The 23491-nt window shown below is 59.6% G+C and carries 19 protein-coding genes and 1 pseudogene; 10 read left to right on the top strand and 10 right to left on the bottom strand.

All coding sequences use genetic code 11. The features are described from left to right. Positions 1–292: 292 nt before the first annotated feature. Complete coding sequence (lhpI, locus tag HV675_RS24910) at positions 293–1231, bottom strand: bifunctional Delta(1)-pyrroline-2-carboxylate/Delta(1)-piperideine-2-carboxylate reductase (RefSeq protein ID WP_175114120.1); 939 nt, start codon at positions 1229–1231, stop codon at positions 293–295. Positions 1232–1635: 404 nt separating this feature from the next. Between lhpI and HV675_RS24905 the strand changes: the two genes are divergently transcribed. The 3 genes from HV675_RS24905 to HV675_RS24895 all read left to right on the top strand — a co-directional run bounded on the left by HV675_RS24905 (position 1636) and on the right by HV675_RS24895 (position 7832). Then, complete coding sequence (locus tag HV675_RS24905) at positions 1636–2697, top strand: hypothetical protein (RefSeq protein WP_175114119.1); 1062 nt, start codon at positions 1636–1638, stop codon at positions 2695–2697. Positions 2698–2883: 186 nt separating this feature from the next. Continuing rightward, positions 2884–6672, top strand: a complete 3789-nt coding sequence (locus HV675_RS24900) for an RHS repeat domain-containing protein (protein ID WP_175114118.1) — start codon at positions 2884–2886, stop codon at positions 6670–6672. Between the two features lie 77 nt (positions 6673–6749). Then, positions 6750–7832: an RHS repeat-associated core domain-containing protein gene (locus tag HV675_RS24895; protein ID WP_246270524.1), complete on the top strand. Its 1083-nt coding sequence runs from the start codon at positions 6750–6752 to the stop codon at positions 7830–7832. A 123-nt stretch (positions 7833–7955) separates the two neighbouring features. Here the strand turns inward: HV675_RS24895 and lhpH are convergent, their stop codons facing one another. After that, complete coding sequence (lhpH, locus tag HV675_RS24890; protein WP_175114116.1) at positions 7956–8963, bottom strand: trans-3-hydroxy-L-proline dehydratase; 1008 nt, start codon at positions 8961–8963, stop codon at positions 7956–7958. Positions 8964–9168: 205 nt separating this feature from the next. Between lhpH and HV675_RS24885 the strand changes: the two genes are divergently transcribed. Continuing rightward, positions 9169–9897: a FadR/GntR family transcriptional regulator gene (locus HV675_RS24885; RefSeq protein ID WP_175114115.1), complete on the top strand. Its 729-nt coding sequence runs from the start codon at positions 9169–9171 to the stop codon at positions 9895–9897. Between the two features lie 264 nt (positions 9898–10161). Beyond that, a complete protein-coding gene (locus tag HV675_RS24880) occupies positions 10162–11016 on the top strand; it encodes a helix-turn-helix domain-containing protein (protein WP_175114114.1) in 855 nt (284 codons plus the stop codon). A 31-nt stretch (positions 11017–11047) separates the two neighbouring features. On the opposite strand, the gene HV675_RS24875 is transcribed toward HV675_RS24880, so the two are convergent. Both HV675_RS24875 and HV675_RS24870 read right to left on the bottom strand, forming a co-directional pair. Then, a complete protein-coding gene (locus HV675_RS24875; RefSeq protein ID WP_175114113.1) occupies positions 11048–12952 on the bottom strand; it encodes an ATP-binding response regulator in 1905 nt (634 codons plus the stop codon). Next, a complete protein-coding gene (locus HV675_RS24870; protein ID WP_175114112.1) occupies positions 12922–13446 on the bottom strand; it encodes a putative pterin-binding protein in 525 nt (174 codons plus the stop codon). Before HV675_RS24870 ends, HV675_RS24875 begins: the two co-directional genes overlap by 31 nt. Before the next feature lie 240 nt (positions 13447–13686). Here HV675_RS24870 and HV675_RS24865 point away from each other — a divergent pair, with 240 nt between their 5' ends. After that, complete coding sequence (locus HV675_RS24865; RefSeq protein WP_175114111.1) at positions 13687–14655, top strand: phosphoribosyltransferase; 969 nt, start codon at positions 13687–13689, stop codon at positions 14653–14655. Positions 14656–14703: 48 nt separating this feature from the next. Here HV675_RS24865 and HV675_RS24860 read toward each other — a convergent pair whose 3' ends face one another. After that, positions 14704–16386 carry an ATP-binding domain-containing protein gene (locus HV675_RS24860; protein ID WP_175114110.1) on the bottom strand — a complete coding sequence of 561 codons (1683 nt, stop codon included), beginning with the start codon at positions 16384–16386 and terminating at the stop codon, positions 14704–14706. Between the two features lie 257 nt (positions 16387–16643). Here HV675_RS24860 and HV675_RS24855 point away from each other — a divergent pair, with 257 nt between their 5' ends. The 3 genes from HV675_RS24855 to HV675_RS24845 all read left to right on the top strand — a co-directional run bounded on the left by HV675_RS24855 (position 16644) and on the right by HV675_RS24845 (position 18571). Beyond that, a complete protein-coding gene (locus tag HV675_RS24855; RefSeq protein ID WP_175114109.1) occupies positions 16644–17270 on the top strand; it encodes a glutathione S-transferase family protein in 627 nt (208 codons plus the stop codon). Between the two features lie 112 nt (positions 17271–17382). Then, positions 17383–18009 carry a glutathione S-transferase family protein gene (locus tag HV675_RS24850; protein ID WP_175114108.1) on the top strand — a complete coding sequence of 209 codons (627 nt, stop codon included), beginning with the start codon at positions 17383–17385 and terminating at the stop codon, positions 18007–18009. 34 nt (positions 18010–18043) lie between these two features. Continuing rightward, complete coding sequence (locus HV675_RS24845) at positions 18044–18571, top strand: Fur family transcriptional regulator (protein WP_175114107.1); 528 nt, start codon at positions 18044–18046, stop codon at positions 18569–18571. 117 nt (positions 18572–18688) lie between these two features. On the opposite strand, the gene HV675_RS24840 is transcribed toward HV675_RS24845, so the two are convergent. The 4 genes and pseudogenes from HV675_RS24840 to HV675_RS24825 form a co-directional block, all read right to left on the bottom strand. After that, positions 18689–19099 carry a response regulator gene (locus HV675_RS24840; protein ID WP_175114106.1) on the bottom strand — a complete coding sequence of 137 codons (411 nt, stop codon included), beginning with the start codon at positions 19097–19099 and terminating at the stop codon, positions 18689–18691. A 334-nt stretch (positions 19100–19433) separates the two neighbouring features. Next, on the bottom strand, positions 19434–20303 hold the full coding sequence (gene kdgR, locus HV675_RS24835; protein ID WP_175114105.1) for a DNA-binding transcriptional regulator KdgR: 870 nt from the start codon (positions 20301–20303) through the stop codon (positions 19434–19436). Between the two features lie 141 nt (positions 20304–20444). Beyond that, complete coding sequence (gene kduD / locus HV675_RS24830; protein WP_175114104.1) at positions 20445–21206, bottom strand: 2-dehydro-3-deoxy-D-gluconate 5-dehydrogenase KduD; 762 nt, start codon at positions 21204–21206, stop codon at positions 20445–20447. A 123-nt stretch (positions 21207–21329) separates the two neighbouring features. Beyond that, positions 21330–21470 (bottom strand): annotated as a pseudogene (locus HV675_RS24825) (5-dehydro-4-deoxy-D-glucuronate isomerase); the annotation flags it as partial. Positions 21471–21799: 329 nt separating this feature from the next. On the opposite strand from HV675_RS24825, the gene kdgT reads away from it, so the two are divergent. Continuing rightward, positions 21800–22846: a 2-keto-3-deoxygluconate transporter gene (gene kdgT / locus HV675_RS24820; RefSeq protein WP_175114103.1), complete on the top strand. Its 1047-nt coding sequence runs from the start codon at positions 21800–21802 to the stop codon at positions 22844–22846. Positions 22847–22861: 15 nt separating this feature from the next. On the opposite strand, the gene HV675_RS24815 is transcribed toward kdgT, so the two are convergent. Next, positions 22862–23491 (bottom strand): TetR/AcrR family transcriptional regulator (locus tag HV675_RS24815; protein WP_175114102.1); only part of this gene is annotated, 630 nt, incomplete at its 5' end.

Here is a 23491-nt window from a genome sequence, read left to right as displayed (position 1 = left end):
AGGTGCACCAAGGTAAAGAAGCGGCGGTCGGGAAACTGGATTGCTAGAAAAGCGCGATGCCGGAGAAGGCCGCTCGGGACTCAGGCGGACCCGACCCGGCCGGGGTTCGGCACTTTGCCGCAGCGTTTTTCGCGAGACGCCTATGGTGCAACGTTTTCGGGTTGTTTGCACGTGGGGGGCGGTGGGGCCTGGATAGTGAACGGTCGTGCGCAGATGTGCAGGCGGAGTCGCGGGTTTCTACCGTACGCGCTTTTCGCCGCCCGTTTTTGGTTTCGGGACTCACAAGCAGGCGTTAGCCTGCGTTCAACACACTGCGCGCGACACGGCCCGCGGCGAGATCCCATGCGGCGCAGCCGACGGTCTTGAAGACTCGTGCGATGGCGTCGTAGTTGGCGGTGGTTGGCGCTGCGTTGAGCGCTGCGGCAAGGCCCGATACTTTTGCCCAATCCACTCCCGCCTGGATCAAATCCCCTGCCTCATGCTTCGCGCCGGCCGGATCGTCGACAAACACTGTGCTGCCGTGCAGCGTGCACGCGCCGATCTCCGCCATATCCGGTCTGAATGCGCCGACGCCGACTACAAGCCGCCCCGCGCGGGGTGCTTCGTCGTAGACGGGTGTGCGGCTGGTCGTCAATGCGATTACCAGATCAACTGAGTCGGGTACTGCGTCGTCTGTGAGCGGCTGCATGCGGCGCACCTTCGCCGCATGCTCGTCGCAAAACGCCTGAGCGCGCGCCGGCGCACTGCCTCGCACGCGTATGAGCGCATCCGGATACAGCTCGGCGATCGCGTCCAGATGGTTTGCCGCCTGCGCGCCGGTGCCGATCAGCAGCACGTCGCGCAGCGCCGCGCGGCTTAGCGTGCGCACGCCGAGCATGGTCATCGCGGCAGTGCGGCGGCCGGTCACGGTCGGGCCATCGAGGATGAACAGCGTCTCTCCCGTATTGGGTTCGATCGCCATCACCTGGCCATGAATGGTCGGCAAGCCGCGCTCCCGGTTGCGCGGGCATACGTTCACCAGCTTGTGAATGGCGAGGTCCGGCGCGGTGGCCGGCATCGATAGCAGTACGGCATCTTCGTTCAGGGGGACTACGAGCCGTTCGGGGCTCGAGATGCGTTGCGCTGTGTAGTCGGTGATTGCGGTGGCGAGTGCATCGACGAGCGCTGGATAGGGGGTGAGTCGCGCGGTTGCGGTAGCGGCAAATGGAGCTGGTGGGCGACTTTGCGGCATGTTATCGATTTCTGTGCAGGGGTCTTTTAGCTTATCAGGTGCGCAAGAAAAAAGCCCGATAGCACCGTTATCAGCGGCTTCTGAGATTCCGTCATTCGTCTGCTGTTACTACCGTCTCAACTGCTCCTTCCAGAAACCGTTTAAAACGTTTTGAAACCGGCCCACGCATGGCGCCATCAACTCTGGATACTCATAGAATTCGAACGTTATATTTCAATATGATTTACCAACTTAATCGATTTTCGATTTTCCTAATATTTTCCAATAGCTCCATCACTTTAATAAATCGAGGCTATATATTCTACTACATCGAAACCGTACGACTTGGCGAAGATATCTATCTTCAAACGTAAATAGCCGCCAACAAACCCATGGAAGTTGAAAACCTCACATTGGAGCATGCCATGAATGAGAACGCCAGATTCAAGCCATTAAGAAAGTACAACGATGACATACCTGCCTCCGCCGTTGTCACTGAACTACGAATTGAATTTGACGGTGCACCGGACGTGACACGAATGTCACTGTATTCCAATACCCGGCACGAGGTCGCGATAAAGGTGTTTGTTTCCTTTTACCCGGACTCGGTGCAACTCACCGAGGAGCAGATGCAGCAGTGCGCATATTTGTGTAACGCCCAGGACACCGACGGTGGCACAGATTTGTCGAGCACCCCGTGCACGTGGAGCACAACTAGCACAGGATATAACGAAAGCATCCCTTCCACCGGAAAAACGTCGAGCGCCGCCCGTCCCCGAACCACGGACAGTTCAATGACGGCCTACGTGACGTCAAAATCTCAGGGCGGATCAGGATACTGCGCAATAGCTGCGGGAATCTGCATTAACGGCACGACCTATACTACTCGATCATTCGGTCCAAATGCGTTTAATTGTAAACTTGATATCGAGCTCCTGGAACCCATTCGGTATACCAAAGACGATATTGCTTTGAAACAGGAAAATGTAACCACAATTTCCACCAGCGTCACCACTGGCTATCCAATGACCATTGACCATGACAATTACTACCTTGAATTCACGAACACCAAAAACATAATCAAAACCTGGACCGCTTCAAATGTTGATTACGGTTTTTCGGACGGCTTCAGTCTTTTTGGTTTCCATTACTCCTCCCACACACTAAGAAATTTGGTTCAGTTTATGGAATCCCAAACAACCACTGAAATGTCAATGACGGCGCAAACAACGAATCAGGGATTCGAAAATGTGACAAACTCATTTTCTATAAGAAATGTCAACTTGAACCATCGACCAACAGCCGCCCGTTTCACTGGACGCATTCCCGATGAGTACTATCAGGGCAATATAGCCAATAATTGGAACGTCCACCCTTATTTTACCGTATACGACGCTTACGGAAATAGTGTCAAAGTCACTCTTTACAAGGGCGACGACGATGACAACACGATTAAAATCGAAGCCATTGACGACGAACCGGTATGATCGATTGCAACCGTTTATTCGAGCATTATCTGATTTGAGGGTTTCGCTCAAGGAACCGTCGATTCTCCGGCAAGCGGGATTCCGTCCTTTACCTCGCAAAACTAATTTCCAACTCAATTGTTTTTACAGGCCCAGACAATCGTGCGACGTAAATCTGAATCACAAATTATGTAAAAAGGGAAAATCATGGCCGCATCCCATTTTAGCCAAGCTCCGTCCAATTTCGAAAATCCTGCTCAAGGTAATGTCGACTCCCGTACTGGTCAATACCACGTCCAGCTGGAAATTGCGGAATTCAAGGGAAATAACGGTTGCGGACCTGATTTTTCCTTAAATTTACAATACGCCCCGTTTTATTCAGACAATAGCATGGGTCTAGGAATTGGCTGGGCTAGTTCAGTGTCCACCTATGATCGGTCGAATCACCTGCTAACGCTTGATTCAGGAGAACAATATAAAGCAATCGAAACAACAGACGGTTCCGTCTTAATTCAGCAGAATCCGGCCAATCATTTCATATTTAAAAAAATATCTGACTCCGAATATCATTATATTCAAAAAACAGGTGAAATTCAAATATTAACCCCCGTCAGACCCGATCAATTTTACTGCACGAAAAAATTCAACTCAAAAGGATACGGTCTGATTTTTTCGTGGGGAATTTCTGGCAGCGCGACTCATTTGCTCGGAATTAGCGATGAGACCACTCAGTTGTGTAGCCTTACTTACAATGGCATAACTACAATCGAGGTTTGGCCCGGTAGCTCTGAGAGATACACCGTGACGTTGAAGTTTTCCAACCAGAACCTGACAGGTTACATGATTAACGCCGGTGCTTTGAACTTTACTTGGACGTTTGAATATCAAACCGTATCAAACTATACCCTGTTATACAAGATGACCTCCCCCACAGGCTACCAGGAGATCGCAAATTACTCTTCTGGAATAATGAAATTTCCACCAGCAGCAGGGCAACCTGATTTGCCTGCGGTACAACGCTATACACAGATTTCGTCGCCGGACCGGCCGGGTATGGTGACCACTTATCAATATACAACACAAAACTATCTAGGTTGGGGAGGTGTTAATACATGGGATCCAGATAACGATAACGCCTATCAGATTCTGAACGAATACACGTATGGCAGCACAGAGATAATTACTGACGAAAACAACTCTGAACATCGTACAATCCGCACATATAATAACTACCATTTGTTAGTGAGCGAGACAGTTGCCAAAGGCTCGTGCACTCGTAGTACCGCAATTGAATATTACGCACAAGTCGGAGTTGCATTTTCCAATCAACCACCTCAATTCCAGCAGCGGAAGAAAATAACTATTACCTGGACCGATACGACGCTGCCTGTTGACGCATCGTCTTATAGCGAGGTAACTACAACTACATACGACGAGGACGGCAACAAGTTGACCGAGCAGGCACTCGACGGGAAATTGACGACATGGGTATACTACTCGGCGGACGGAGAAGTGAACGCAGGCAATACTGGATGCCCGCCCGAGCCTAATGGATTTAAACTCCACGCAAAGAGCAAAACCGTCACCCCGGCGCCGTCTGACTTCGACGATGTACCGGAGGAGATAACAGAATACCAATATATGAGTATTCCAACCCGTGATAACAGCCCGGTGGAAAATTGCATATTACTAAGTCGCGAGACCGTTTCTAGAAATGGTACGAAACTTCTATCGAATGCAATCTCTTATGACGCATCTGATAAAAGCTCACCCAATTACGGACGTGCGAATTATTTGGAGAGTACTATTTTTGACGGCTCACTGAACTATATTCGAAAATTAAGCTCGATATTCGATGTACAGAGTACCTCGCTTCATCAAAATATCACATTTACCGGTTTTGATAACACAAGCTGGATTAAAAAAATATCTCGATCACGGCTGAGCATGAGATTACTTTCTGCCCAAGACAGGCTGGGAAATTCTATTAATTTCGTTTATGACGCTGCTGGGCGAATTGTTTCGAGAGTTCTTAATCCCGAAACAGAATACGAAAACACGTTAACATTTTTGTATGAACCGTGCATTAATTCGAATGGCGCTGTTTCGGGTGTCTGTACAACCATCACGGATATTTTGGGTAATGCAGAACAAATTTATGTAGATGGAAAGAATCACCCCATTCGCCGCTGCCATAATGCGATCGATGCTGGACTTCCAACAACGTGGTTCGACACGGCAACTATCGAATACAATGTATTCGATGTGCCTGCCCGAGTCACTGTCACCGATTATCTTGATCCAAAAGACAAAAGCAAGATTTTCCAGATGGTCACGACTTGTATGTATGATGACTGGGGTAACAATTATGAACTAAAATACCAGAGCGGACACACACAATACCAACGTAACGACCCAGTATCTCGCACCCAAACTTCTCAGCTGAAGATCAACTCAGGCTCTGTGCAGCTAGGCAGACGGGTTACTCACTATAACACTGCAAAATCACCGATTAAAATCGATCTTATCGATTCAGAAGGGATAACGCAATCTACAATCAGCTACGTCTATGACGGGCTAGACCGGTTGCGGCAGATAACAGACGAAGTGGGAAACACAACCCGATATAGCTATGACGTTTTCGATAGGGCAAGTACCCAAACTCTGGCAGACGAAACCGTGGTAACGAGGGGCTACGCGCCTCAGTCAAAGCAGCCGCAAATATCCCAAATTAAGGTCAGTCAAGGCGGCGTCGAAGCCGATCTTGGCAGTCAAACATTCGACGGACTCGGTCGCGTGACCAAGATTATGACTGGCGGCAGATCGGAAACCCGCTCCTACGCAAATGCGGGGTACGACCCATCGTCGATCACCGACAATCTAGGTGTGACGCTTTCATATCAATACATTCCCGAACTGAAAAACGCCGTGCGTGAGGTCAGAGGTCCGACGCTGTCGCAAGATTTCACATATAACAATCAGACTGGAAGACCGGTCGATGCTAACGAGAATGGGAGTCTCGCACGATCGTCCCAATGGTCCGCCAGCGGCAGGATTGCGCGGGAACAGTTTGTGCCAACCACAGGGGCAACGCGCCATGCCGACTACACATGGACTTTACTTGGCAAGCCGCTCTCATACACAGACGTCGGTGGTAAGTTGCAACAAGCGACGTACGATGAGTTCGGCAGGATGGTGATGCTCACAGATCCCACCGTGCACGTCACATTCGCATACGACGAAGCGGGTCGTCTAGTTACTCAGGTCGCGACAGATGCTACCTCGTCTGCATCGTTGACCACGCAGTTCACCTACGACGATTTCGGTCGGGAGACCAGGCGCGCATTCCTGACAAGCGGAGGTGAAACGATGACCGTCGAACGCACTTACCGGTTCAACAATCAATTTGCAACCCGAAAGACGTCTCGTGGCAGTAGCGTCTTACGCAATGAAGATTTTGGTTACGACAAACGCAATCGCTTGATTAGCTATTCATGCAGCGGAAACGAGCCTCCGTCAGACAGCTATGGTCAGTTCATTGCGTCGCAGGGTTTTCAATACGATATGCTTGGCAATATGACGCAATGTGTGACGACACCAGTCAACGGCAATGCCGACACCGCGACCTTCATCTACGACAATGCTTCGGACCCGACCCAACTTACTGCTGTTATTCATTCTGGTAATAGCGCTTACCCGGTCCGGATAGATTTGCAATACGACTCAAATGGACGAATGACGCTGGATGAGGCCGGCCGGACGCTCACCTATGACGACGCGGGCCGGCTTGCCACTGTCTCGTCACCGGATGGCGGAAGCGCCAGCTATGGGTACGACGCTAACGACATGCTGGTCACTCAAGTACTTAACAATGCTGATGTCCGGCAGTTGTATTATCGCGGCCAGAAATTGGTCAATGAGGTACGCGCAACTGCAAATCAGCAAAGTCGTTTTGTTCTGGTTAACGGCGGATGCGCCGCGGTCAGCGACGAGTGAGGTTTGCGCGAAGACTACGAAGTGGAGCTTGGCGACGCCGAGCGCACCCAAAGCTCAATACCTTTGCGGAGAGAACCATGGCACTTCAACTTATCGGCACCGATCTTACCGGCAGCGCCCTGCTCGCGCTGTCGGACGGCATGCCACAAGACCTTTCGTATGCAGCATTCGGTTGTCTGGAACGCGGCGAAGGTATACCGATGTCGATCCCGGGATTCAACGGAGAGCGGAACGACCCGATGAGCGGGGTCACGCACTTGGGGAATGGCTACCGTGCATTCAATCCTGCGTTAATGCGGTTCAACTGCCCGGACAGAGAAAGTCCATTCGGATTGGGGGGAATAAATGCATACGCGTACTGCGCAAATGACCCGATAAACCGGATCGATCCAAGTGGCAAGCAGTTTATGGTCGCATTTTTTTCCGCAATTTTTACCGAAGCCGTCACCCTGATGGGCAGCGTGGTGGGGGCCAGCTTGGACTCCGCGGTTGTGGGAGCGGCAGCCGCAAGCGTAGCCGCGAGCGCCGCGAATGCAACCGCGCTAGGATCGGCCGCTTTGGGTGTCACAGGACTTGCTTTAGGCATAGCCTCAGGCGTGGAAGCAAAGCACGGAAACGAAGCAGTGGCAGCCAAACTTAAAATCGCCCATAAGGTCATTGGAACCATCGGTAAAATCGGGAGCGTGGTCTCCGGCATAAATATGCTTCAAGAGGTACGAAAGCTTAGGCCGAAGAACCCTGAATTTAATCTGCACGATTACCGGAGGACCGGCCTGCCAATGCCTATTCGCGCCGAGTTGGAAGAAGAGATTCCGGCGTCATCCCGGCGTGCATCATCATCGCAAAGGGTAGTGGAATCGAACGAACCGGCTTTAGGGCAAAGCGATCATATCGCCCAAAGCCAACATGTGGACAATGATTCCGGTCTGGAGAGTAGTTTGGAGGCAGACCGACGGTCGGGTAGCGGCCGAATGAACAACGGGTCAGGTGGCAGTGTTAGCGGAAACAGCAATTCAAGCAACGTGCGACCGTGCGTGAAACGAACATCGTGGCAGCAAGAACTCCCCCCCAGCCGCGACATTCCCTCGGAGGCTATCGACTTGCAGACATTGGGTAGCTACACCCACCTGGAGTTCGACACCCACGAACCCACCCGGTAGTCCAACGACGCTGCGTCATACCGTGTCGAATCGTATCGGTTAGCGTGCGGTGATGGATGGGATACGCGAGTAACGGTCACCAAGAGGTAATGCCGCGTCCGCGGAGTAGTTCGAACGAATCCCTCACCGCACCAAAAACCCATAAGCCAACGGATCCCGCTCATCCACAATCCAGTTCGCAAACCCGCAAATAAACGCTTCCCCTTCGATCTCCGGAACGACCGCATCGAACCGATCGAGCTTCGTCTCCCGCAGCACACGCCCGCGAAAAATCGTCCCAATCACCGATTCATTAACAAGCGTCTCCCCCTCTTTCAACTCGCCGCGCAAATAAAGCTGCGCAACACGCCCCGCAGTCCCCGACCCGGTCGGCGACCGATCAACCTCACGGTCCGCGAAAACGCAGCAATTCGCCTGCGTCGACCCCGCATGACGCGGCGCGTTATCAATAATCGTCCCGTACACATGATTGATTTCGGGAATATACGGATGCCGCACCTCGAACGCTTCATTCGCCGCCCGCTTCACCTCAGCGCCAAAGCGAATCAACCGCTCAATCTCCGACTCCCGCACAGCCAGATCAAACGGCACACCTGATGTATAAAAATAGAACGCCCCACCAAACGCAATATCACCGCGCACTTCACCAAAGCTCGGCGTCCGCACGCTCACATCGCGTTCCCAGATAAACGACGGCACGTTGATAAAGCGCACGCTGCCCGCATGCGTGCCGTCCCATTTCACAAACGCCTCGATAAACCCACACGGCGCATCGATACCCACGCGCGTTTCCGGCGAGGTCCGCTCGACCCAACCCAGCGACACCGCCGCCGTGGCCAGCGCAATCACGCCATGTCCGCAATGATCGCTGTAGCCCTCGTTGTGAACGAAGATGATGCCGAAGTCAGCGCCCTCGCTAACCGCATCGGTCAGATACCCAGCGTACATATCGGCATGCCCGCGCGGCTCGAAAATCAGCGCGCGCCGCAGATAATCCGCATGCTCCTTGAGCCACGCGCGCCGCTCGACTATCGTTTTTCCTGGAATTTTCGGCAGGCCGCTCGTGACGATGCGAAACGGTTCCCCTGCGGTGTGCACTTCAACCGTGCTGATCACGCGGTTCAGTTTCATGCGCGCATCACCTCCGAGCCTTCCGCACCGCTTGTGGCAGCGCCGGCGAATGATCCTTTATGCAGACCATTTTGTTGTCTCCGAATCAGACTGTTCTATACTGGCACTGAATGTAGACCACCTTTGGTTCCATATCAACCAATTTTCAAAAATCCCGCGTCGAACTGGTTCTATTTCTGATCAGTTATCCGACGCGCATTCGGTCATGACATTGCTGCCGCCAGACAACGCGTTCCGCCCCAAGCAGATCTACGAGCAGGTCGCCGAGCGGATGCGTATCGACATCCGCGCAGGTCAATTCGCGCCGCTGTCGCGCCTGCCGTCGGAACGCGAGCTGGCGGCACGCTTCGGCGTCGGCCGGCCGGCGGTGCGCGAGGCGCTCGGCGCACTGCAGAACGAAGGGCTCGTGCTCACGCGCCGCAATTCCGGCACCTACGTATGCAGCGATGCGCTGCAGCGCCTCGCCACCGCGCCCGCAAACGGCGCACCGTCCGATGCGGACTTCAGCCCGACATCGGCACTCGACGTGCGTCTCGTGCTCGAGCCGGCCATCGCGCGCCGCGCCGCGACGCACGCGCAACGCGACGACCTCGCCGAGCACTACCTCGCGCAAATGGATTCGATCACCGATCTGAACGATGCCGCGCAGCGCGCGCTATGGAACGACAGCGATCGCCTGTTCCATCGCCAGCTCGCGATGATGACCGGCGACGCACTATTCGTGAAAATCGCCGACGAAGTCGCGAAGGCGATGAACCAGCCGCTGTGGAAACGGCTGAAAGACGACGCGATCTACGACATCGGCCGCCTGCGCCTGTATGTGTCCGAGCATCGTCTGATCTACGAGGCAATCGTCAATGGAGACGGCGATGCGGCAGCGTTCTATGTCGAGCAACACATCATCCGCGTGCGCCGCGATATTGCACCTAAATGAGCGCACCCAAATGAGCGCACCTGCATGAGCACACCCAATGAGTGCCCTCAAACACACGCACCCACGTGAACTCGCGCAAATGAACGCCCCGAAGTGAAGGAAGCGCTTCGTACTCCGGTGTACAACAGCCGTATCAACACCCGCACAACAGTCGCGCGTCAATCCGGTAGTGATCCTGATGCATTTTGCATCGACTTACTCGTTAGAATACGCATCAGGCGCCAATGCCCAATGAATAACTCGACGACTGAACAACCATCCAGCATGCCCAACGACGCCCAATCCCCGGACTCCCTCGCGGTCGCCGAACGCGTGCGCGAACTGATGAGCCGGCACGGCATTGCGAAGCGCCAGCAAACCAGCGAGCTGTGCCGCATTCTGGAACTGAGCTTCTCACAAGGCCATCGCAAACTGCGCGGCAACAGTCCGTGGACGCTGTCGCAAATCCGCAAAGTCGCCGAAGTGTTCGGTGAGCCCGCCGCGCAGCTGTTCGGCGCGCAGTCGCTCGACCCCGGCATGGTGGGCGCCACCGCGCAGGAGGCGCTGTTCTGCATCGGCAACCTCGAACTCGGGTGCACCGCATGGGTCGGCGCACCGATCGAGCCGGGCAGCCGGCCGGAGTTTATCGCGTGGTCGCGGCATGACCAGTGGCGCGTCGTGCGCTGCGACGGCGCGCTCTATCAGAACGCGTTCGAAGTACACAAGATCGAGATCTACCCGCGCCGCGCGGAAACCGACAAACCGCTGATCGCCGTCGTCGACGACGACCAACTCTCCGCCGACAATCTGCGCGACTACCTCGAACGCAACGGCTTCACCGCGGTTGCCATCTACGGCCTCGACGCGTTCAACGAGTCGTTGCACACACAAGTATTCGACGGTGTCGTGATCGACTGGCTATTCGGCAATCAGACATCGGCCAAAGCGATCAGCGCCGTACGCGCGTCGGAAAACCCGGATGCGCCGATTTTCGTGCTGACCGGCGAACTGCTGACGGGCAAGGCGAGCGAGTCGGAGATCAGCGACGTCGTGCGCTCGTTCGATGTCGCGTGCTACGAAAAACCCGCGCGGATGGCCATTCTGGTCGCCGATCTGTCGAAGCGGCTGCGCCGCGTCTAGCCAGCCACAGCTCCCACGCCGACGACGGCCGTTACGCGACCGCCGCACTGCCGCCCCGCGCGTCTCTGGCATCGCTGGCCTGTTTAGCCGCGTGCGCCGCAAGCGCGCGCTGCACCGCATTGCGCAATACATCGTAGTGCACAGGTTTCGTCAAACACTCGAAGAAGACATTCTCGACGCCTTTTGTCTGCAGATTGGGCCCGTATGCGGTGACCGCGATCACCGGCACGCGAAGCGCATGCACATCACGCGCGGCGAACTCGCGGACAAACGCGTAGCCGTCCTTATCCGGCATCTGCAGGTCCAGCAGAATCAGCTCGCAACGCTGCGCGTCGAGCCACGCAAGCGCGGCGTCCGCGCCGTCGAGCGCGGTGCTGTCGCAGCCCATATGCGCGACCATTTCGCATAGCGACTCGCGCACCAGCGGGTTGTCGTCGATCACCAGCACGCGCGGGCGCGCGCCGCGCTGCGGCGCCTGCGTGGCCAGCGGCGGCGCCGCCTGCGGCGCGACGGACCTGACCGGAATCGTCACGGTGAACGTCGTGCCTTCGCCGACGCGGCTGTCCACCACGATGCTGCCGCCGAACAGATCGACGAGACCTTGCACGATCGCGAGTCCCATCCCCGCGCCTTCGAGGCGCTGCGCGCGCGACTCGTCGAGCCGCGTGAACTCCTTGAAGATCAGCGGAATCTGCGCGTTCGGCACACCGCGCCCGGTGTCGCCCACGGCAATCACGAGTGCGTCGGCGCGCTGCTCGAAGCGCAATGTGACGCCCCCCTTCTCCGTATAGCGGATCGCATTCGTCACGAGGTTGGTGACGATCTGCCGGATCCGGTGCGGGTCCGACTCGACCAGCCCGCTCGCGCCGCTCGCGCTGCTCGAGAACGCGAGGCCGCGCGCGCTCGCGGCCGGTTCACTTTCGTCGGCCACCGATGCGAGCAGCTCGCGCGGGTCGAACTGCTCGTGACGCAACTCGAGCTTGCCCGCGCCAAGGCGCGCGTAGTCGGTCAAATCCTTCATCTGCGTTTCGAGCTGGCGCGCAGCGGCTTCGAGCCGCCGGATCACCTTGCGGTCCGCTTCGGCGTGATGGTTCAGGCCGAGCAGTTCGATCGACGAGACAATTGCGTGCAGCGGCGTGCGCAGCTCGTGGCTGATCATGCCGAGGAACGCGTCTTTCGCGAGACCCGCTTCGCGCGCCGCGCGGCTCGCCTGGTGCTCGGCGTCGAGCGCCGCGCGCTGCTGCCGGATCAGCTTCGTGCGGCGCCGCGCGTTCACGACGAGTTGCGCACTGGCCGCCGCCGGCAGCACCAGCAGCACGAGGCCGGCTGCGAACAGCATGCGCCGCTTCGCGAGGAAGTCCGTATTCAGCGCCGCGCGGTTGGTCACTTCAGAGAAGCGCCGGCTCAACGCGAGATGATTGAGCGCGTCCCAGTGACGGCGCAACTCGAGCACGATCGTGTCCGCAAGCATCGGGTCGCGCGGCAGCGCATCGAGCGTCGGCTCGAGCGCATCGAGCATGTCGGTCAGCTTGCGGATTTCGCGCCGCTGCTCGTCAGCCAGCGCCGCCTGGGCGGGCAACTGGCGCGTCGAGCCGGCCATCACGTGCAGCTTCGACTGCAGCAGGTGATAGTTCAGGCGCAGTTGCGCATAGTCGCCGTCGATGCCCGTTTCGTACTGCAGCAATTGGCTCTCGAGCCGCGCATACGCAATTTGCAACTGTGCGGCGTCCCAGTAGAAGCCGTCGTACGCACCTGCAAGCTGCGTCACGCGCGGGTTCAGCAGCGCGTCGTACAGCAGGTAGCCGATCGCCGCGGTCGGCGCGGCGAGCGCGGTCAGCCAGATCAGCGCGTAGACGACGCGCCGCCGCCACCGGCGCGCCGCGCGCCGCGGCGTCTGCGGCCTCGTCACTTGACGATCAGAGCCTTGATCTGCCATATGAATTTCGCGTCGGTCATGCCGCCGGTCAGTTCCGCCGGATACGCGTCGCGCGGATAAATCAGAAAAAGCGGCCCGAAATCGCTGATCTTGAGCCGCTGGCCGTTCATGCTGTATGCGACGATCACGCCATAGCGGCCGATGTCGGACACCGGCACCGTGTAGGTGTAGTCATCGTACGCATGTACCTCGATACGGTCGCCATAAGCGCCTACCACCCTGAGGATATCCGCGAGCAACGGCCCCGTGAAGGTCGATTTCGGCGTCCATGCCGTCGATGTCGAAATCGAATGCGCGGGCAGCGCGAGAATCTGCGCTTCGGAAAAGTGGAAAAGCCGGTGTTCCGGGTCGGTCGTATGCGCGATCTTGCCGGTCACGTCGAGCGCCATCGGTGTGGCGTGCGCCGCTGCCGCGCAGCATGCGAGCATCGCGAACGCCAGCGCGCCGCGTGTCGTCCGGTCGAAAAAACCCGCTATTCCGTCGTATTCCCGCATGGTTTGGCCTTTTCTTTTTGATGTGTATACGGGTTCACCGCGCGCGCTGCGCACGCCGCACAACCCCGTGCGATGCGCCATTTGAAGCGCGCATTCGGTGAACCGCATGCATAATATCGCCTCCATCCTGAAAAAGCCGCCACGTCGACGGCCCTTGCGTATCGACCTGCCGGCCCCTTTTGAACGTCCATTCGCACCCTCAACGCAACTGAACGCAACGAACGCAAACGAACGCCAGCCATGAAAAAGCCCGTTCTTCAGCTCACTTACGAACAGCTCGACCACTGGATCGAATCGCTGCAACCGGCCTTGCTCGCAGAAGAATTTTCAGCCGCGATCGGCATTCTGCGGGGCGGCGCGCCGCTCGCACTGATGGCCTCGCACAGCATCGGCGTGCCGGTCGCATTTCTGAGCTATGACCGCCGCGCACGGCATGTGACATGGGATTCGAGCTTGCCGCTGCCGTCGCCCGGATCGAAAGTGCTGCTGTGCGAAGACATCGCGGGCCGCGGGTTCACGCTTGTCGATTGCATTGCGTTTCTCGAGCAGCATGGGCTGATCGTCAAGACGCTGACCGGCGCATTCGACGAACTGAGCCGCATTCGCCCCGACTATGCGAACGACGCGACCGGCTATTTCGCGCTGTTCCCGTGGGAGCGGCAGGCGTACACGGAGGGTTATCGCGAAGACTGGCTGCAGGTCGAAGCCGGCGACGCGCAGGCGATGGCGCACGATCACGAGTACGCGACGTACGCGATCGACCTCGACGGCATCCTGCTGCCGGACGTGCCGCTGTCCCGCTACGACGCGGATTTGTCCGCCGCGCTCGCCGAACGCGATGCGCTGCAGCCGTTCGAGGTGCTGCCGGGTATCGATCTCGAGCGCGTGCGCGCGGTGATCACCGGCCGCCCGCAGACCGATCTCGATCGGACCCGCGGTTGGCTCGAGCGCCACGGCTTCGGTCACCTGGAACTGGTGATGCGCGTGCCGGACGCGCACGACGAGACGCCGCTGGCCGCGGCCGAGCACAAGGCCGCGGCGGCCCTGCGCTGCGGCGTCACGCATTTCATCGAAAGCGACCCGGTGCAGGCGCTGCGCATTGCGCAGGCCGCGCCGCTGCTGCGCGTGATCTGGTGGGATGCGGCGACGCGTACCGGTACGCTGGTGAATGCATCGCGCTGGTCGCCTTCGACAGTCGACGCCTCATAGCGTCCCGCCGAGCCCGGTTCGCACGCAGAGCCGGCGCTTCGGTTCCGTTCACTCGACCCCGTCGGCCGTTTCCGACGCTTCGCCCAACTGCAATTGCCGCGCCGCACGATGCGACGCGACCACGATCAGCTTCATCGTGGCGCGCGTCGCGCCGACGAACAGCTTGCGCGCACTGCGCTCGTCGAATACGTCGAAATCGACCTCGGTGAGAATCACACACGGCGCGGCCTGCCCTTTGAAGCGGTAGATCGATTCGAGCAGCACATCGCCGTCGCGATACTCGGGGCTGCCGAACAGATCGTACTTGCCGGTGAAGCTGCGCAGCCGGTGCGGGCCGAGTTGGTCGAGCGCGGCAAGCACCGAGCCTTCGCGTCCGCGAAACGACAGCACCGCGATGTCCTGCTTGCGAAAACCCAGCGACAACGCCTGCGTGATCGCGCGTTTGGTCGCATCGACGCAGCTGTGCGCAGCCTCGGTCTCGTCGTACGTCGACAGCGCGATGTCGGAGCCGTCGAACGGACTCGCGGCGGCGAGTCCGGCCGCGAGCGGCACCGTTGCGCCGACCACGTCGCGCAGATAATCAAGGATGTCGCGCGGGCTGCGATAGTTGGTGGTTTCCTTCAGCACGGTCCAGCCCGGCAGCGCCACCGGCTCGCGCATGTAGAGGTTCTGCAGCGGATCCTCCAGCCACCACCATTTGCCGCCCGGCCGCAGCACGCGTTCGAGCGGCGCGACCCACGCCTCGCGAAAGTCCTGCCCTTCATCGACGATCAGCACATCGTACTGCCAGCGCGCGTCGATCGGCGTCTGCGCGAACACAGTTTCGAGCTGCTCGAATACGTCAGGGGCGGTAAAGTCCGGCGCACGGCCGGCGTCGCGCGCGATCCAGTCGCATAGCTGGTGATAGTTCGCGATCTTCGCTTCGGGCGGCGCGACCCGCGCGATGTGATCGGCAAGCGGCCGGTTGAAGCACACATAGAGCGGCCGCTCGCCGCGCGCGACCGCGTCTTTCATCACCTGCACCGCGAGTTGCGTCTTGCCGGAACCGGCGGTGCCGATCACGCGCAGCCGGAACGGTGCGAATTCGAGGCGCCGCGCCCAGGTCGCCAGACCGCCCGCGAGGCGTGTGACGAGCGTGCCCGCCTGGCCGACGAGCGCGCTGGCGTCAGGCGTCAGCGACAATTCGTCGGCGAGAAAATGATGGACCTTCGACGCGCATGGCAAACGCGGCTCGTCGGCCGGCAGCGCGTCGCGAATGATCGCCGCGAGCCGCTCCTTGCGCGTCGCGTCGACGATCCGCGCCGGGTCCACGCCGGCGATCGCCGCTTCTTTCACCGCGTAGTCGGGGCAGTACAGCAGCCCGTCGACGAAATACGTGCCGGCGCCGAACGCCGCGGTAAAACGCCGATGCAGCCCTTCGACCGTGCGCGCGAGTGCGATCGCCACATTGCGCTCGACCTGCAGATGCGCCTTCACGAGCCCCTTCGGCGTTTCGCGCAAAAAGCCGGTTTTCTGCTCGACGAGCATCACGCGGCCCGACGGCGACACGACCACGAACTCGGCTTCGCCGAACACCGAAAAGCCCTGATTGACGCGCGTCCAATGCACGCCGTGATACACGGTGTAGCCGGCGGGCAGCGCTTCGGCAAAGAGGGCGAGCGTTTCGCGTTCGCGCGCCGCCGCGCCGGTGGCGGCGACATGCTTCCAGTCGTCGGGAACGATGCGGGCCATGCAGTGCCTCGTGATGAGTGGGCGCTTCTATCGGAGTGTCGGCGTGCAGTTGGCGAACACCTGGCGTGTGCCTGGCGTGCACCGGTGCCGGTCGATGCCGCTGCGCCAGCGAGCGCTCATTGTACGCAATGCCGCGAGGCGAACGCGACGGCCTCGCGTGCGCTTCAGTCGGACGATTCGGCTTCGTGTATCGTTAACCGCTGAACGCCGCACGCGTGCGCGGCTTGCCAAACTGTAATGTCAGAGGAAGTGTGCCGGTGATTACGATCTGGGGACGCAGCAATTCCGTCAACGTTCAGAAGGTCTTGTGGTGCTGTGACGAACTGGTGTTGCCGTACGACCGCATTGACGCGGGTTTGCAATTCGGGCGCAACAATACCGCCGAATATCTCGTCATGAACCCGACCGGCCGTGTTCCGACACTGGTCGATGGCGATTACGTGCTGTGGGAATCGCACGCCATTCTGCGCTATCTCGCGATGCAGTACGGCGACTCGAGCAGCCTCTATCCGGCTGAGCCGAAAGCGCGTGCGAGCATCGACCGCTGGCTCGACTGGACGCTCGCCACGCTCGCGCCGACCGAGCGCCCGTTGTTTCTTGCGCTCGTGCGCACGCCCGCGGAAAAGCGCGACACCGCGAAGCTCGCCGCCGATCTCGAAGCAACCGGCGCATTGTGGAAAATGCTCGACGCGCAATTGCAAGGGCGCTTTCATATCGAGGGCGAGCAATTTACGCTGGCCGATATCGTGCTCGGTTCGTACGCCAGGCGCTGGTTCGGCCTCGAGGGAATCGAACGGCCGTCGCTGCCGAATCTCGAACGCTGGTACGCGCGTCTCGCGCCGCGCACCGGCTTCCGGAAATACATCGATTTCCCGCTGACCTGAACCGCAACATCACGCGCGGGACACGCGCCGCGCGCGTGAGCCGGCGCGGCCCACCCCGCGGCTCATCCGACCCGCGCAGCCATTTGCGCAACGATCTACACGACCTCGCGACATGACCATCACCTTATACGCGTGGGCCACGCCCAACGGACGCAAGATCAGCGTCGCGCTCGAAGAAATGGCGCTGCCCTATACGGTCAAGCCGGTCAATATCGGCAACAAGGAGCAGTTTCAGGCGGACTTCCTGCGCATCAGCCCGAACAACAAGATCCCGGCGATCGTCGATCCGCAAGGACCGGACGGCCAGCCGATCAGCGTGTTCGAGTCGGGTGCGATCCTGCTGTATCTCGGCGAAAAAACCGGCAAATTCCTGCCGAAAAGCCTGCGCGACCGCGTGCCGGTGCTCGAATGGCTGATGTGGCAAATGGGCGGCTTCGGACCGATGCCCGGGCAAGTGCACCACTTCGCCGCGCTCGAATCCGAAAGCGACCGCGCGTATGGATTCAAGCGTTTTTCCGCGGAAACGCGGCGGTTGTACACCGTGCTCGATACGCGTCTGGGCCAGACCGAATACGTCGCGGGCGATCTGTCCATTGCCGATTTCGCGATTCTCGGCTGGGCATGGCGCCACGAACGCCATAAGGTCGACCTGGCCGACTACCCGAACGTGCAGCGCTGGTATCAGATGATGTTCGAGCGGCCCGCGGTGAAGCGCGGTTTCGATGTGAAGCTCGACTGAATCCGCACGCGCGCCGGACCTTTATAATCAGCGCATGAAAAATGCAAAGGCCTCCGCGGCCACCGAAAAGTCACCCCGCGCGCGCGCGTCCGCCGCGCATCGCCATGCCGCTTCGCCGGAGGCGGCGCTCGCGCTGGCCGATGCGTACTGCCGCAAGCGCGGCGAGAAACTCACGCCGATCCGGCGCAAGGTGCTCGAACTGCTGCTGAACTCCGGACGCGCGACGAAGGCCTATTCGCTGCTCGACGAAATGCGCGAAATCCACCCCGGTTCGGCGCCGCCCACCGTCTATCGCGCGCTGGATTTCCTGCTGTCCGCCGGACTCGTGCACCGCATCGAGTCGATCAACGCGTTCACCGTGTGCCACGATCTGACGCACTGTCAGCACGGCATGCTGGTGGTGTGCCAGCAATGCGGCAGCGTCACCGAACTGCATCAGCCGAAATTGCGCGAAGCGCTAATCGCGCAAGTCGAAGATGCCGGCTATCGTCTGGCCGGCGAAGAGATCGAGCTGAAGGGACTGTGCGCGGCATGCCAGGCGGCACAAGCCGCCGCCGGCTAGCATTCACGCGAGATTATTTCACGCGAACTCATTCGCGAGACGCGCCGGTCGTCCGCCGGACGCGGATCGCAACGCGCATGCGTTGCAACGCGCGCCGCAGCGACACACCAGTAGGCGCTAACCCGCTGCGCGCGTGCCGATTGCGTCGTGCAATAGCGTCACAAGCGTCTCCGGGCGAGCCGGTTTCGTCATGAAGTGCTGGAATCCTTCGCCGATGCTGCGTAGCCGGTAGGCGTCGTCGGTGTGGCCGGTAATCGCGACCGCCACCGCCGGCGCGTGATCGCCGCGAATCTCGTGGTCGCGCAGCCGCTGGATCAGATAGAAGCCGTCCATCGCCGGCAAGTCGATGTCGCAGACGACCGCGTCCGGCATCACACGCATCGCCGCTTCGACTCCCTCCTCGGCATCCGACACCGCCACCACATGTGCACCCTCGGATTCGAGCAAACTCTTGAGCGACTCGCGATTCTGCGGGTCGTCTTCTACAAGCACGATCGTCGCCTGATCGAGCCTTAATACACCGTTCATTTTTGCGTTGTTACCCAAAAAGCTGTTGGTACAGCTTGTTTATGCATTCTGACGTGGTCTGGTCAGGCACCTGCTCCGCGCCAGCGCCGACAGCGAAAAGACTGTACGACCTTCACACCCTTCCCCTGCGAAATTACACAACGTTCCTGCACGAACCGCCGGCGCGCTGTTCGCCGTGCGCTCCGTATCAATCTACCGTCCATTGACCCGGCTGCGTCCGACGAGTTGCAAGGAAGTGTACGCTGGTGCGCAATGCACCGCAGCGAGGCTGGCGACGCAACCTTAGCCCAACATTAAGGCGCTCGCGTGACCGGTTGCGGACCCTGCACAATGCTTAATCTACCGCGCGCTGACTGTCGTGATAGCCCAGTTGTGCCGAAATTGCACGCCCGGCGTCCTTGAGCAGCGCGACGTAGTGAGCTTTCGTATCGGCCCCGCAACGCATGCTCGGAAACGAAATCGAAAGCCCTGCGATCACGCGCCCGAAGCGCTCGAACACCGGCACCGCGATGCATTGCAGCCCTTCTTCCTGCTCTTCGTTGTCCTCGCCGTACCCTTGCTCCCGCACATGCGGCAGGATGTTCAATACGGCTTGCGCCGACGCCAGCGTTTTCGGCGTCGACTTCCTGAACACCACGTGAGATAGCACGTTGCGTGCCTCGTCGGGCTCCATCCACGCAAGCAGCACCTTGCCGATTGCGGTGCTGTAGAGCGGGTTGCGCCGGCCGATGCGCGATTGCATCCGCAAGTCGTAGTCGGCGTCGATCTTGTGGATATAAACAATGCTGTTTTCGTCGAACGCGCCGAGGTGAACTGCTTCGCGCGTGAGTTGCGAAAGGCGGCGCATCTGTACGTCGGCTTCGCGGACGAGATCGACGCTTTCGAGCGCCTTGGAACCGAGCTCGAACAGCTTGATGGTCAGACGATAGCGATCGGTGTCTTCTTCCTGCGCGACATAGCCAAGACCTTTCAGCGTTTGCAAGAAGCGATGTACGGTGCTCTTCGACATCACGAGGCGCTGCGAAAGCTCGCTGATGCCGATCTGGCTGTTTTCACCCAGCGCCTGCAGGATCGCGAACACCTTGTTGACCGCGGCCACCGATTCGCTGCGTTCGCCGCCGTCAGCCGCAAGCTCGGCGCTGCCGGCTAATGCGATGTCGCCGTGCCTGTCGTCAGCTTTAATTTTTCTGGCTGCCACTCGCATATTTCGTCATCCGTTCATCTTTCCCTGGAACGAGAGCATAGCGCTTTTGCCCATGCCCGCGCGAAGTGTTGCGGCGAACGCGAAGCGGCCCGCGTGCGCTGGTCCGCGCATCACGAAGTCACTGTGCGATGCGCCGCCGCGTCAGCGTGCGAGCCACCCGCCGTCGACGGCAAGCGTATGGCCGTGCACGTAATCCGATGCAGCCGACGCGAGAAACACCACCGGCCCCGCGAGATCATCCGGCACACCCCAACGACCAGCGGGAATGCGCGACAGAATCTCATCGTGACGGCGTGCATCGTCGCGCAGCGGTTCGGTGTTGCGCGTCGCCATATAACCCGGTGCGATCGCGTTGACGTTGATGCCGCGCTCCGCCCATTCGTTGGCGAGCAAACGCGTCAAGCCGAGCACGCCGCTTTTCGCGGCCGTGTACGACGGCACGCGCACGCCGCCCTGGAACGACAGCATCGACGCGATATTGATAATCTTGCCGCCGCCCTGTTGCGCAACGAACTGCCGAGCGACGGCCTGTGCGAGGAAGAACACCGTCTTCAGATTGACACCGGTCACCGCGTCCCAGTCTTCCTCGGTGAAATTCAACGCATCGTTACGGCGAATCGTGCCCGCGTTATTGATCAGGATATCGATACGACCAAACGCGTCGAGCGCTTCCTGCACGATCCGCGCGATCGGCTCGATCGTATTGAGATCCGCCTGCACGTCGACGCAGCGCCGCCCGATTTCGCGTATCGCGCCCGGCGTATCGCCCGGCGCGCTGCGATAAACGCCGACGATATCGCAGCCCGCCTGCGCGAGTGCGACTGCCATCCCCGCGCCGAGGCCGGTGTTGCTGCCGGTCACGATCGCGATCTTGCCGGTCAGATCGAACAGGCTGGGGTTCATGCGCGTGGTGTTCCGTGCGTGGTTGCGGTGGTTGCCGTAGTTGCCATCGTTACTTCGGATGCGATGCGCGCCCGGCATGTCATACGTGTGATGCGTGCGCTGCATTCAACCTGTTTCATATGCTCAGCGCAGATCCGCAACTGCGACATGATCCATGTCCTTGAACACCAGGTTCTCGCCCACCATGCCCCAGATGAACGTATACGCGCGCGTGCCGACACCTGAATGAATCGACCAGCTCGGTGAAATGACGGCCTGTTCGTCCATCCGCTTGTCTCCATCCAGTTGTCAGAAGTCGCGGCATACGCACCGGCCGCTTGCCGCGCATTAGAGCATGAAAAGATTGATTTCGGAACATCGGTCCAAAATGGTTCATGTCAATGCGCATAGATCTCGCGGCGATGCGTGACAGATACATATCCAGCTTGGATTACGTAGGTGTAAACGATGACGGTTGAATGCCAATTTTTTTAGAACGCTGTTCCGAAGCAATGCTAAATTGCAGTCCGGCACTGCCCGGCGCGCACTGCGGCGGGCAGCGCAACCGATAACAACCGAGCGGGCACGACCCGTCCGTGGAGGAGCGCTCCGGCATGAAGATCAAGCAAGCCATCGACCGTATTCCAGGCGGACTGATGCTGGTTCCGCTTCTGCTCGGCGCATGCGTGCATACATTCGCGCCGCATGCGGGCAAGTCCCTCGGCTCATTCTCGAACGCGCTGATTACCGGCACGCTGCCGATTCTCGCTGTCTGGTTCTTCTGCATGGGCGCGAGCATCAGCCTGAAGGCGACACCGGTCGTACTGCGCAAAAGCGGCGTACTCGTGGCGACCAAAGTGGCGACGGCCGCGCTCGCCGGCGTCGTCGCGTCGCGCTTCCTGCCGCCGGGCGGCATCACGTCGGGCTTTCTCACCGGGCTTTCCGCGCTCACCGTGATCTGTGTGATGAACGAGACGAACGGCGGCCTCTATATGGCGCTGATGCAGCAGTACGGCACGAAAGAGGAAGCGGGAGCGTTCTGCCTGATGTCGCTCGAATCGGGGCCGTTCATGACCATGGTGACGCTCGGCATCGCGGGCATCGCGAGCTTCCCGTACGCGACGCTGTTCGGCGCGCTGCTGCCGTTTCTGATCGGCTTCGCGCTCGGCAATCTGGACCCGGAGCTGCGCCGCTTCTTCGGCTCGGCGGTGCCGGTGATGGTGCCGTTCTTCGCCTTCGCGCTCGGCAATAACCTCGATTTCGCGGTCATCCTGAACACGGGCCTGCTCGGCATTCTGGTCGGTATCTGCGTGATGCTCGTGACCGGCACGACGCTCGTGCTGGCCGATATCTTCCTCGCGAAGGGCAATGGCACCGCGGGCATCGGCGCATCGTCGACAGCCGGCGCGGCGGTCGCGGTGCCGCAGATCATCGCGGGCATCGAGCCGCGCTACGCCGCGGTCGCGCCGGCGGCGACCGCACTGGTGGCGACCTCGGTGGTCGTGACCGCGTTGCTCACGCCGGTCGTCACGTCGCTGTGGGCGCGCCGCTGGGGTGTGCTGTCCGCGAAGTATCGCGATGCGGCGTTCGCGTCGCTCGACGCGCTGACCGATTCGCAGGGACTCGATGGACAACTCGAGCGCAGGCCGCTCGAGCAGTGAGCGGAGCGTGAGACGTCAGCGCGGTCCGACGCCTTGCGTCAGCAACGCCAGCGCGTGACGGGCGATATCGGCCGCAGTCAGCCGGTTGCGCGCAGGATCGCTACGCCATGCATTCGACGCCGCCAGCGGCAGAATCGTCAGCCCCAATATCGACACGAATAGCAGCGACGGCTCGAGATCCGGGTTCAGGCGCCCTTCTCTTTGCCACTTCGCGAGACGCGCGAGCGTCGCTTTCTGGCGTGTATCGCCGAAGCGCTCATTCATGCGCTTTTTCAGCAACCCGCCTTCGCTCATCACTTCGCGCACCCATAACGACGGAAACCACGGATATTCGCCGGCCATCTCGACGAGCCTGCGCGCCAGTTCCGTAATGGCGGCAACCGGGTCGTCGCCGTTCTCGTGGAACGCGCCGGCGAGCGCTTTGCGCAGCGGCGCAAAACGCTCGTCGATCAGCACGTCGATCAGCTGATCGCGCGTCTTGAAGTAGTAATGGACCATGGCCGGCGTGTAGCCCGCTTCGCGCGCGATCGCGCCGAGCGTGGTATCGACGATGCCCTGGCGGGCAAACAGCGCGATTGCCACGTCGAGCAGGCGGGCGCGCTGCTCCGGCGCGCGCGCGGCGCCCGATGGTCGGCCGGGCCGGCG

The sequence above is a fragment of the Paraburkholderia solisilvae genome (assembly GCF_902859875.1).
Lineage (GTDB): Bacteria > Pseudomonadota > Gammaproteobacteria > Burkholderiales > Burkholderiaceae > Paraburkholderia > Paraburkholderia solisilvae.
Note: the sequence above shows the minus strand (reverse complement) of the source record. Positions and strands in the feature narration are given on the sequence as shown.

Excerpts from the sequence above, each read along its gene's own strand:
- lhpI (WP_175114120.1), bottom strand. The coding sequence starts at position 1,231 with ATGCCGCAAAGTCGCCCACCAGCTCCATTTGCCGCTACCGCAACCGCG.
- HV675_RS24905 (WP_175114119.1), top strand. The coding sequence starts at position 1,636 with ATGAATGAGAACGCCAGATTCAAGCCATTAAGAAAGTACAACGATGAC.
- HV675_RS24900 (WP_175114118.1), top strand. The coding sequence starts at position 2,884 with ATGGCCGCATCCCATTTTAGCCAAGCTCCGTCCAATTTCGAAAATCCT.
- HV675_RS24895 (WP_246270524.1), top strand. The coding sequence starts at position 6,750 with ATGGCACTTCAACTTATCGGCACCGATCTTACCGGCAGCGCCCTGCTC.
- lhpH (WP_175114116.1), bottom strand. The coding sequence starts at position 8,963 with ATGAAACTGAACCGCGTGATCAGCACGGTTGAAGTGCACACCGCAGGG.
- HV675_RS24885 (WP_175114115.1), top strand. The coding sequence starts at position 9,169 with ATGACATTGCTGCCGCCAGACAACGCGTTCCGCCCCAAGCAGATCTAC.
- HV675_RS24880 (WP_175114114.1), top strand. The coding sequence starts at position 10,162 with ATGCCCAACGACGCCCAATCCCCGGACTCCCTCGCGGTCGCCGAACGC.
- HV675_RS24875 (WP_175114113.1), bottom strand. The coding sequence starts at position 12,952 with ATGGCAGATCAAGGCTCTGATCGTCAAGTGACGAGGCCGCAGACGCCG.
- HV675_RS24870 (WP_175114112.1), bottom strand. The coding sequence starts at position 13,446 with ATGCGGGAATACGACGGAATAGCGGGTTTTTTCGACCGGACGACACGC.
- HV675_RS24865 (WP_175114111.1), top strand. The coding sequence starts at position 13,687 with ATGAAAAAGCCCGTTCTTCAGCTCACTTACGAACAGCTCGACCACTGG.
- HV675_RS24860 (WP_175114110.1), bottom strand. The coding sequence starts at position 16,386 with ATGGCCCGCATCGTTCCCGACGACTGGAAGCATGTCGCCGCCACCGGC.
- HV675_RS24850 (WP_175114108.1), top strand. The coding sequence starts at position 17,383 with ATGACCATCACCTTATACGCGTGGGCCACGCCCAACGGACGCAAGATC.
- HV675_RS24845 (WP_175114107.1), top strand. The coding sequence starts at position 18,044 with ATGAAAAATGCAAAGGCCTCCGCGGCCACCGAAAAGTCACCCCGCGCG.
- HV675_RS24840 (WP_175114106.1), bottom strand. The coding sequence starts at position 19,099 with ATGAACGGTGTATTAAGGCTCGATCAGGCGACGATCGTGCTTGTAGAA.
- kdgR (WP_175114105.1), bottom strand. The coding sequence starts at position 20,303 with ATGCGAGTGGCAGCCAGAAAAATTAAAGCTGACGACAGGCACGGCGAC.
- kduD (WP_175114104.1), bottom strand. The coding sequence starts at position 21,206 with ATGAACCCCAGCCTGTTCGATCTGACCGGCAAGATCGCGATCGTGACC.
- kdgT (WP_175114103.1), top strand. The coding sequence starts at position 21,800 with ATGAAGATCAAGCAAGCCATCGACCGTATTCCAGGCGGACTGATGCTG.